Here is a 9,818-nt window from a genome sequence, read left to right as displayed (position 1 = left end):
GAGTTAGCGTATTCTGTTCCAAGAGGGCTTCCGATGGCGATTGCTGTTTCACCAACTGTCAGAGAACCAGAATCTCCAAATTCTGCGACATCAGTTACTTTTTCAGAGCTAATTTTAACGACAGAGATATCTGAATAAACATCTGATCCAACTACTTCACCTGGAACCTTGTTTCCATCAGCTAGCAAGATATCTACATTGGTTGATCCGTTAAGAACGTGGGTGTTGGTTACCAGATAGGCTGATTTTCCGTCTTTTTTATAAATTACGCCAGAACCTTCACTGGAGATTTGTGATTCATCGTTGGAAGATTCATCATTGATAACGCTGCTGGAAGATTCAGCATAAGTAATTACTGAAACAACGGCATTTTGAACCTTTTTCACAGCTTCTGAAATGTCAGTAGAGTTTTTATATGAAGTAGTTACACTGGTTGTTGAATTTCCATTCATTTTTACACGTGAAGTTACTAATGTAGTAACATAATTTCCTAAACTTCCACCGATAAAACCTACAATTAACACTGCAAAAAGCAATAAAGCCTTTTTGATGGCATTTGAAGAGTTTTTCATGTTTTCCTCCTTGAATTACAATTGATGAAATTATAGTTAGCTAAACTTAATTATAACTTAAATACTCTAAGTTTTCCACACCTTGTGGAAAACTTAGAAAAACTGTTGATAGGCATTAGAAAATACACAGATTAGCCGATTCCCAGATAAATTTTACTTGTTAATAAAGTGTGAAGTATAGATGAATATGATAGAATAAACTTATGAAAATAAAACTTGTAACAGTTGGAAAACTGAAAGAAAAATATTTAAAGGATGGAATTGCTGAATACATGAAGCGTCTCAATCGATTCTGCAAGGTGGAAATGATTGAGCTAGCGGATGAAAAAACACCTGATAAAGCTAGTGATTTAGAAAATCAGCAGATTCTTGAAAAAGAAGGAAATAAAATTCTGGCTAAAATCAATGAGCGTGAATTTGTTATTGCTTTGGCAATTGAAGGAAAGCAATTTCCGTCAGAAAAGTTTAGTCAGCTCATGATGGATACTACAGTGCATGGCTTTTCTGATATCACTTTTGTTATTGGGGGAAGTTTAGGTTTATATCCTGCAGTAAAAAAACGGGCAAATCTTCTAATGAGTTTTGGCAAATTAACCTTACCTCATCAACTGATGCGCCTTGTTTTAATAGAGCAAATCTATCGAGCTTTTATGATTCAGCAGGGGAGTCCTTATCATAAGTAATCTTGACGGCAATCCTATTTTCTGATAGAATGAGATAGTATTGGTCTCATAGCTCAGCTGGATAGAGCATTCGCCTTCTAAGCGAACGGTCGCAGGTTCGAATCCTGCTGAGATCAGAAATGTAAAAAATGCGAAATATTTTACAATATTTCGTGTTTTTTTCTTCTATTTTTTTGGTATAATGTCATTTCGGGGATAAAAAATGACATTTCAGGGAAAATTGTCACTAACTCTTTCTATTTTTCTATAATGATAAATGTAAGGTGACTTACAAGATAAAAGATAGGAGATAGTTATGAAAATCTATTCTTTTCAAATTGTTGCAAATAGCAATTTACTTGTTCAAATCTTTTGGGATATAAGAGGTGTTCCAAATCCATGGGGTTGGATTTTTGGAAGATAAGAATTTTAAAGTTTAGGGGAGAAATTTATGTCACTTGAAATAATTGGATTAATTATTCATCCTTTTATTAATGTAGCTGCATTTTTAGTGATTTTATCAAAAATCACTAAAATTAAGCATACTCGCTTTTTTGTAGCTGTTTGCTTTGGTCTTGAGATTATAGTTCCGTTTATAATTGCTTTTTTAGGACACATATTTTCATTTTCTAGCACAATTCCATCATATACACTGTCATTTTTTCTCCCTCTATTTTTAGTTTGGTATTTTTGTAGAGTTGAAAAAATTAAAAAATATCAATCTTTCTTACTTTCCTTCTTTTTATGTCTGTCAATTGATAGTTCTACTACTTTCTTTTCTGTTATTATTTCATCTGTTTTAGGAGATGATTTTGTAGCTCAGTACATGGGCTTGTTTCTGACATGTATCAACTTACTTTCCTTGTTATTTATGGTAAAGGTTATTGATATTTTTGATTTCAGAATAGATTATCTTAAAAGAAGTTTCTTTAAATCTCAGATTCTGATGATTAGTAGTTTATATGCAATGAATTGGCTGATTTTAAATCTCTCTCATTGGATTAGTAATATAAGGCATTTCAACAGTTTTAGCAGTATGATTGCTACTATTTGTTTCTTGGCCTTTCTTTCTACCTTGGTGACGTTCAAGGACAGCCGTGAGAAATACGAAAAAGAAGAGCATTTGCGTCAAAAAGAATCTGAACAGCTTCGACTTCAGGAATATACTGATGAAATTGTGAGATTGTACTATGAAATCAAAGGATTTCGTCATGATTATGCTAGCATGTTGACGAGTATGCAAGTGGCTATTCAAACTGGAGATATCAAGGAAATTGAGCACATTTATCAAGAGGTCTTGGCTGATGCAAATTTGAACCTGCGTTCAGATAAATATACAGTTTTTGATTTGAATAATGTAGGAGATTCAGCTTTAAGAAGTGTCATGACCGAGACAATCTTTCAAGCGCGTGAACATCAGATTCAGCTGACTTTTGAAGTTAAGGATAAAGTGGAACGCCTTCCAATCAAGTTGTTAGATCTTGTGAGAATTGCTAGTATTTTATTAAATAATGCTATTGAGAGTGCCATTGACAGCCTGGAAAAAATTGTCCATGTTTCTCTGGTTCAACTGGATGATAGAACCATTTTTGTTGTTCAAAATTCTCGTAAAGAAGGAAAATTGGATTTGGAAGAACTCTATCAGCCCGAGTTTTCAACTAAAGGAGAAAATAGAGGCTATGGATTGAATAACATCAAGGAAATTTTAGATAGGTATGAATTTATAACTCTTGATACACAAATTGAGCCAAACAATTTCACACAGATTTTAACAATTAGGAGATAGAATTTATGAAAGTGTTAGTTTTAGAGGATACCGTATCTCATCAAGTCAGGATGGAAACGACATTAGCAGAAATTGCTGAGGAACTTGGAATTGACATCCAGGTTCAGGTTACAGGAAAAATAAAAGAATTCAAAAAATATATTGAAAATGGAGACGTTAACCAGCTTTATTTTTTGGATATTGACATTAAGGGGGAGGAAACAAAAGGGCTGGAAGTAGCTCAATTTATCCGTCATCATAATCCTTATGCCATTATAGTTTTTGTAACCTCAAAATCTGAATTTGCTACTATGACTTTTAAATATAAAGTATCAGCACTTGATTTTATCGATAAAGATATCAACAATGATGCTTTTAAAAATAGAATCAAAGACAGTATTCTTTACACTAAGAGTACACTAATTGAAAATACCAATATGGTAGATTATTTTGAATATAGTTATCGTGGCAATGATGTTCGAATGCCTTATAACGATATTTTATATATCGAAACGACAGGGAGCTCTCATAAACTTCGGATTGTCGGTAAAAATTTTCTTAAGGAATTTTATGGAACAATAACAGATATTCAAGAAAAAGATCAGCAATCCAAACGATTTTTTTCACCACATAAATCTTATCTGGTTAATATTGGCAACATTGTTGATTATGACAAGAAAAATCGAGAAATTATTTTTTACGAAAATCATCGCTGTCCGGTCACTCGTTTAAGAGTGAAATATCTGAAAGATATTTTCGAAAATAAAGGGAAAAGAGTTGACAAAGCTTAAAAACCTGATATAATGGAATATGTTCTGAAAGAGAGCATACCATATGGTCCGTTGGTCAAGGGGTTAAGACACCGCCTTTTCACGGCGGTAACACGGGTTCGAATCCCGTACGGACTATATTATCCGGCATAGCTCAGTTGGTAGTAGCGCATGACTGTTAATCATGATGTCGTAGGTTCGAGTCCTACTGCCGGAGCTAGAGACACTCCTAGTGAGTGTTTTTTTATTGTTCAAGAAAAGGCCTTCACTAGCATTTTAATGAAGAGCCTTATTTTTTATATATTTACATTCTATGTCGTCTCCTACGTAGAAAATTATAGCAAACAAATAAGATTATGCCAGATATGAAGGCAATGCCACCTTCTTTCAGTCCATTAGGAATGAAAGTGAGGACAACTTTTCCTTCTCCTTTTTTCACATCTAATTTCATAAAACCGTTTTGAGCTCGTTTTAGTGTGACAGGCTTCTCATTAAGAGTGGCTGACCATCCCTTATCATAAGGAATGGTAAAGAATAATGAAGTATCCTTTTCCGCTCTATAATTTGTTTTTACTGTGTTTAAATCAGTAGTTGTGGAAACGGGCTGCTCTTTTAATTTTTGAATGACATTTTGATATTGCTCAGCATTAACGGCAAAAAATTCTGGCGTATCAAATGAAACTGTCGAATTGTCTGGGAATGTAAAGCGAATAGATACTGTTTGACTTTGACTAAAATAGCCAGCATTAAAGAAAGGGAAAACATTATTAGTTGTATAATGTTCTGTAAAGTTATTGACAGTAATGTCAACATCTGTCTGATCATCATTACTAAAATCAATCCCAGCGACATTGACATATAGTTGACTGTTAGCAGGTACATTGACAGTATAGACTACGCTAGCAAAGCTTGTATTCTGTTCTCTGTCAACATCCACAGTCACTCTGTTACCAATTTGCTTGACATTTTCATTAGTAGTTATAGCATCTACTTTGTCATAATATTTAAAATCAAAGCCAGTCAATCGATTCAAAAATTCTGTCTGATTATCTAAAGTCAAATTTGTAAACTTGACATCATGGTAAATATCATTGGTCAGAAAAGCTAAACCAAGTGCAGCATCATTTTGGTAGAGAGACATTTCTTTTTCAGTTTTTTCAGGAAGAAAACCAAATTTTTGAGGATCTGTTTCAGATAGATTGTAGCGAACACCAAAAATACTGTCCATTAAAATACTGTTGTTTTGATAACGGAGATTCAGATTTGTTCCTGCTGATTTAAAACCAAGTTTATCTAAAGTGGAACTTGCCTGAGTATTTCTGACAGATGAGAACTGGGAAATTCCATTGTAGTTGAATTTCATACTGTCATTTCCCGTTTGTGGATTCAATCTTTCAGTTCTAAAGAAGTCAATATTTTTCTTTTTGGAATAATTGACAAGCTTGTCAATCTCGTCAAGGTGGCTAGCATAAGATGAACGAGTGGCAAATACCCATTCTTTAGCAATTCCTCCAACTTGATAATAGGAATTAAGCGACAATTCAAAAGTAACAAAGAAAAGCAAGACAGGGAGAATGATTTTTGGTTGAATCGAAGATTTTGCTAAGACAAAGCTAATCAAGAGATAAGCCAGCAGAAATTCTAATGTTAGAATATAATTCTCAGGACCCAAAAAGTCATAATGTTTTCTCTGAATAAACGTCATAATGAATCCGAGGCTGAGCAAAGTGAAACTAATGGCAACATTCATTACTTTCACATCTTTCCAACGATTTAAAGTCTCAGCAGCCATATAGATAACTACCAGAGAAAATAACCAAGAATAACGGTGAAGAAACATGTTCGGAGCATGCATTCCCTGCCAAAGTAAGTCTAAATATTGAAGATAAAAACTAGCTATGAAAATTGCAATAAGTAAAAAGTAGCAAAGTTTCACGTGAAACTTAACAGATTTTAAGGTGAAAAATAAGATAGCTAGAATCAATGGGAAGGTGCCGACATAAATCATAGGGATAGAACCATACTTGGTTGTATCAAAACTTCCAATAAAATTTTTAGCAAACACATCTAAGAACCAACTTTTTTCTGTCAACAATGACGAAACTTTTGTCAAGGTTTCACCATGAGTACTTATGTCTAGGTAAGTTGGCAGAATCATGATTAGGCTAGTCAGACCTGCTAAAGCAGATACGATTGTAAAGTCAAGTAAACTTTTAATTCTATTTTTGAAATCCCAAGATAATTGAAGAAGGTACCAAAAGGCCAAAAAGATTGCCATCATATATCCAAAATAATAATTTTGGATGAAGAGAATTGACAGTGTTGTAAAGTATAGTACTCTTCCTTTTCCAGTTATCAACCTATGTAAACCTAGAACAATTAAAGGTGCAAGGATAAACACATCCAGCCAGGTTTTAATTTCCAATTGACTGACTGAAAAACTCATTAAAGAAAATGAAGTCGAAAGAGTGATGATGAGTAAAGCTGGAATCTTTTTGAATATTCCTTTGATGCTGATAAAGGCAGAGAGTCCAATTAATCCAAACTTGATTAAGGTAAATAGATAGATGGCATCTGGCATTGATTTCAAATCAAAGAAATAAACCAAGGGAGATAAGAAGCTACCTAAATAATAACTGGATAAAGCATAGAAATTCTGCCCAAGTCCGCTGGAGAAAGTATAGAAAATACTATCTGTGCCATGAAGGATATTTCTTAGGTTGGTGTCAAAAATGACATACTGATGAAAACCATCACCAAGCAAGGGAGAAGTTTCGCTATTCCAGTAAATTCCATACATCAAGTAGACAAAGAACATAACGAAAAATGGAAGAAGGAAGGCACAAAAATAAGGCCAATTTTTTTTAAAATATTCTTTAATGTGATTCATATTTCTTATATAGAAAGAGGCAGAAACGTTGTTTCATGCCTCTGTAAAGCTTTGTAAACGTAAATTGACAAGAGATTAATCTTTCCAAAGTTCTTTGACTTTTGCCTGAACTTCTTGATTTTCCAAGAATTCATCATAGGTTTCGTCAATGCGGTCAATCACACCATTTTTAGACAGGACAATGATATGGTTGGCCAAGGTTTGAATAAATTCATGGTCGTGACTGGCAAAAATAATGGATCCTTTGAAATTTTTTAAGCCATCATTTAAGCTGGAGATTGATTCCAAATCTAAGTGATTGGTTGGATCGTCCAAGACTAAAACGTTGGATTTAAGCAACATTAACTTAGATAGCATAACCCGAACTTTTTCTCCTCCTGACAAGACATTGACAGACTTGTTAACCTCATCTCCAGAAAAAAGCATGCGTCCAAGGAAACCTCGGAGGAAGGTGTTGTCATCCTCTTCTTTGCTAGCAAATTGACGCAGCCAGTCAAGGATTGATTCACCACTAGCAAAGTCACGAGAATTATCTTTTGGTAGGTAAGATTGACTGGTTGTGACACCCCACTTGACAGTTCCTTCATACTCAATATCACCCATTAAAGCACGAATTAAAGCTGTTGTTTGGATGTCGTTTTGACCAATCAAAGCTGTTTTATCGCCAGGACGTAAAATGAAGTTAATATTATCAAGAATAGTTTCTCCGTCTATCTTGACAGAAAGGTTTTCCACTGTCAAGAGATCATTACCGATCTCACGTTCTGCTTTGAAGCTGATAAATGGGTATTTACGGCTAGATGGAACAATTTCTTCTAACTCAATCTTGTCAAGCATCTTTTTACGAGAAGTTGCTTGTTTTGATTTTGAAGCATTGGCAGAAAAACGAGCAACAAATTCTTGAAGTTGCTTGATTTTTTCTTCTGCTTTGGCATTTCGGTCAGCGAGCAGCTTAGCCGCTAGTTCACTTGATTCTTTCCAGAAATCATAGTTTCCGACATAGAGCTTGATTTTTCCAAAGTCAAGGTCGGCCATATGAGTGCAGACTTTATTCAAAAAGTGGCGGTCGTGGGATACAACAATAACTGTATTGTCAAAATCGATAAGAAAGTCTTCCAGCCAAGTAATAGACTGAATATCCAAACCGTTAGTTGGCTCGTCCAGAAGTAAGACATCAGGTTTACCAAAAAGGGCTTTGGCTAAGAGTACTTTAACCTTGTCTCCGTTAGAGAGCTCGCTCATATTTTGGTAGTGAAGATCTTCCGGAATATTGAGATTTTGCAATAATTGTGAGGCTTCACTTTCAGCTTCCCAACCACCTAGTTCAGCAAACTCTCCCTCAAGCTCGGCCGCACGTACACCGTCTTCATCAGAAAAATCAGGCTTCATATAAATAGCATCTTTTTCTTTCATGATGTTGTAGAGATGCTCATTTCCCATAATTACAACATCAATAGCCCGTTCTTCTTCATAGTCAAAGTGGTTCTGGCGGAGGACTGAAAGACGTTCATTTGGTCCTAGAGAAATGTGGCCTGTTGTTGGCTCGATATCGCCAGCTAAAATTTTTAAAAAGGTTGATTTTCCAGCGCCGTTAGCTCCAATCAATCCATAAGTATTTCCTTCTGTAAATTTGATGTTGACCTCATCAAACAATTTTCGGTCACTGAAACGCAGTGATACATCTGATACTGTAAGCAATGTCTTTCTCCTATATATATAATCTTCTTCATTTTACTAGAAAATAGAACTTTTTTCAAATAATTCTGAGATAAAAAGTAAAAAACGAAGCCAAAAGAAAAAAGGAGAATAGAATGAACTAAGACTTTTAGGTTTTACAGCCAGAATAGTTTGTCAATTAAGTTTACAAATGTTGTAAAGGGATGTCAATCAAGCTGTAAAAACTGGATTTTTTGCTTTTTTCTAGAAACTTCTTTCTCATTTTCATTGAAAATGATATAATGAACTCAGTATAAATTGAGGAGTAATAAATGACTAAACCAATTATTTTAACAGGAGATCGTCCGACAGGAAAATTGCATATTGGTCATTATGTAGGAAGTTTACGGAACCGCGTGCTTTTGCAGGATCAAGGTAAATATGAGATGTTCGTATTTTTGGCTGATCAGCAAGCTTTGACAGATCATGCAAAGGACCCCCAAACAATTGTTGAGTCCATTGGTAATGTAGCTTTAGATTATCTGGCGGCTGGATTGGATCCTGAAAAGGTGACTATTTTTATTCAAAGTCAGATTCCTGAGTTGGCAGAGTTGTCAATGTATTACATGAATTTGGTGTCATTAGCTCGTCTTGAGCGTAATCCTACTGTCAAGACTGAGATTGCGCAAAAAGGATTTGGTGAAAGTTTGCCGACTGGGTTTTTAGTTTATCCTATTTCTCAGGCAGCAGATATCACTGCTTTTAAAGCTAATTATGTACCAGTAGGACATGATCAAAAGCCTATGATTGAGCAGACTCGGGAGATTGTTCGTTCTTTTAACAACGCTTACCAGACAGATGTTTTGGTAGAACCGGAAGGAATTTATCCTGAAAATGAAGCAGCTGGACGTTTGCCTGGTTTGGATGGCAATGCTAAGATGTCTAAATCTCTCAATAACGGTATTTATCTGGCAGATGATATGGATATTCTGCAAAAGAAAGTTATGAGCATGTATACAGATCCTAATCATATCAGAGTGGAAGATCCTGGAAAAGTTGAGGGAAATATGGTCTTTCATTATCTGGATGTTTTTGGCCGCCCCGAAGATGCTGCTGATATTGCTGCAATGAAAGAGCATTATCAAAGAGGTGGTCTGGGAGATGTCAAAACCAAACGCTATCTGTTAGAAATTTTAGAGCGAGAGTTAGGTCCGATTCGTGAGCGTCGTGTGGAGTTTGCTAAAGACATGGGACAGGTCTATCAGATGCTGCAAGAAGGATGCGATAAGGCACGTCAGACTGCCGGTCAGACTCTTTCGGAAGTGAAGTCTGCGATGGGGATTAATTATTTTAAATAACGAATATTATTGATTATGAATCACAAAAACTATCGTTTTTAGTTTAAAAAATGATGGTTTTTATTTTTTGTATAATAATGATTGACAATTTCCTATAGAATGGTATGATATTAACAACAAAAAAACCAGCTCTTATTCAAAGAAA

At 35.0% G+C, this 9,818-nt stretch carries 8 protein-coding genes and 3 tRNA genes; 8 read left to right on the top strand and 3 right to left on the bottom strand.

Translation table 11 applies throughout. From position 1 onward, the window contains the following. A partial coding sequence (locus RWZ99_RS07890; RefSeq protein ID WP_314677791.1) for a S1C family serine protease occupies positions 1-572 on the bottom strand: 572 nt, incomplete at its 3' end. 203 nt (positions 573-775) lie between these two features. On the opposite strand from RWZ99_RS07890, the gene rlmH reads away from it, so the two are divergent. From rlmH to RWZ99_RS07855, 7 genes are all read left to right on the top strand, one after another. Beyond that, entirely contained in the window at positions 776-1,255 is a 480-nt protein-coding gene (gene rlmH, locus RWZ99_RS07885; protein WP_149566278.1) for a 23S rRNA (pseudouridine(1915)-N(3))-methyltransferase RlmH, read from the top strand. Between the two features lie 42 nt (positions 1,256-1,297). Continuing rightward, positions 1,298-1,371 (top strand) — tRNA-Arg (locus RWZ99_RS07880). Positions 1,372-1,550: 179 nt separating this feature from the next. Next, a complete protein-coding gene (locus RWZ99_RS07875) occupies positions 1,551-1,658 on the top strand; it encodes a competence protein (RefSeq protein ID WP_227969307.1) in 108 nt (35 codons plus the stop codon). 27 nt (positions 1,659-1,685) lie between these two features. After that, positions 1,686-3,020 carry a competence system sensor histidine kinase ComD gene (gene comD, locus RWZ99_RS07870; RefSeq protein WP_227969306.1) on the top strand — a complete coding sequence of 445 codons (1,335 nt, stop codon included), beginning with the start codon at positions 1,686-1,688 and terminating at the stop codon, positions 3,018-3,020. A 5-nt stretch (positions 3,021-3,025) separates the two neighbouring features. Then, positions 3,026-3,790: a competence system response regulator transcription factor ComE gene (gene comE / locus RWZ99_RS07865; protein WP_002899424.1), complete on the top strand. Its 765-nt coding sequence runs from the start codon at positions 3,026-3,028 to the stop codon at positions 3,788-3,790. A 45-nt stretch (positions 3,791-3,835) separates the two neighbouring features. Continuing rightward, positions 3,836-3,907: transfer RNA gene (locus tag RWZ99_RS07860), tRNA-Glu, on the top strand. 5 nt (positions 3,908-3,912) lie between these two features. Continuing rightward, positions 3,913-3,986 (top strand) — tRNA-Asn (locus tag RWZ99_RS07855). 87 nt (positions 3,987-4,073) lie between these two features. On the opposite strand, the gene RWZ99_RS07850 is transcribed toward RWZ99_RS07855, so the two are convergent. Both RWZ99_RS07850 and RWZ99_RS07845 read right to left on the bottom strand, forming a co-directional pair. Next, positions 4,074-6,659, bottom strand: a complete 2,586-nt coding sequence (locus RWZ99_RS07850) for a YfhO family protein (protein ID WP_227969305.1) — start codon at positions 6,657-6,659, stop codon at positions 4,074-4,076. A 75-nt stretch (positions 6,660-6,734) separates the two neighbouring features. Next, the gene (locus RWZ99_RS07845; protein ID WP_002899531.1) at positions 6,735-8,357 is read right to left on the bottom strand and encodes an ATP-binding cassette domain-containing protein; all 1,623 of its coding nucleotides are present in this window, start codon (positions 8,355-8,357) and stop codon (positions 6,735-6,737) included. A 290-nt stretch (positions 8,358-8,647) separates the two neighbouring features. Between RWZ99_RS07845 and trpS the strand changes: the two genes are divergently transcribed. Then, positions 8,648-9,673, top strand: a complete 1,026-nt coding sequence (trpS, locus tag RWZ99_RS07840) for a tryptophan--tRNA ligase (RefSeq protein WP_002908355.1) — start codon at positions 8,648-8,650, stop codon at positions 9,671-9,673. Positions 9,674-9,818 lie beyond the last annotated feature (145 nt).

The sequence above is a fragment of the uncultured Streptococcus sp. genome (assembly GCF_963545685.1).
Classification (GTDB): domain Bacteria; phylum Bacillota; class Bacilli; order Lactobacillales; family Streptococcaceae; genus Streptococcus.
This window is presented reverse-complemented; position numbering and strand designations above follow the sequence as displayed.

Excerpts from the sequence above, each read along its gene's own strand:
- comD (WP_227969306.1), top strand. The coding sequence starts at position 1,686 with ATGTCACTTGAAATAATTGGATTAATTATTCATCCTTTTATTAATGTA.
- RWZ99_RS07875 (WP_227969307.1), top strand. The coding sequence starts at position 1,551 with ATGAAAATCTATTCTTTTCAAATTGTTGCAAATAGCAATTTACTTGTT.
- trpS (WP_002908355.1), top strand. The coding sequence starts at position 8,648 with ATGACTAAACCAATTATTTTAACAGGAGATCGTCCGACAGGAAAATTG.
- rlmH (WP_149566278.1), top strand. The coding sequence starts at position 776 with ATGAAAATAAAACTTGTAACAGTTGGAAAACTGAAAGAAAAATATTTA.
- comE (WP_002899424.1), top strand. The coding sequence starts at position 3,026 with ATGAAAGTGTTAGTTTTAGAGGATACCGTATCTCATCAAGTCAGGATG.
- RWZ99_RS07850 (WP_227969305.1), bottom strand. The coding sequence starts at position 6,659 with ATGAATCACATTAAAGAATATTTTAAAAAAAATTGGCCTTATTTTTGT.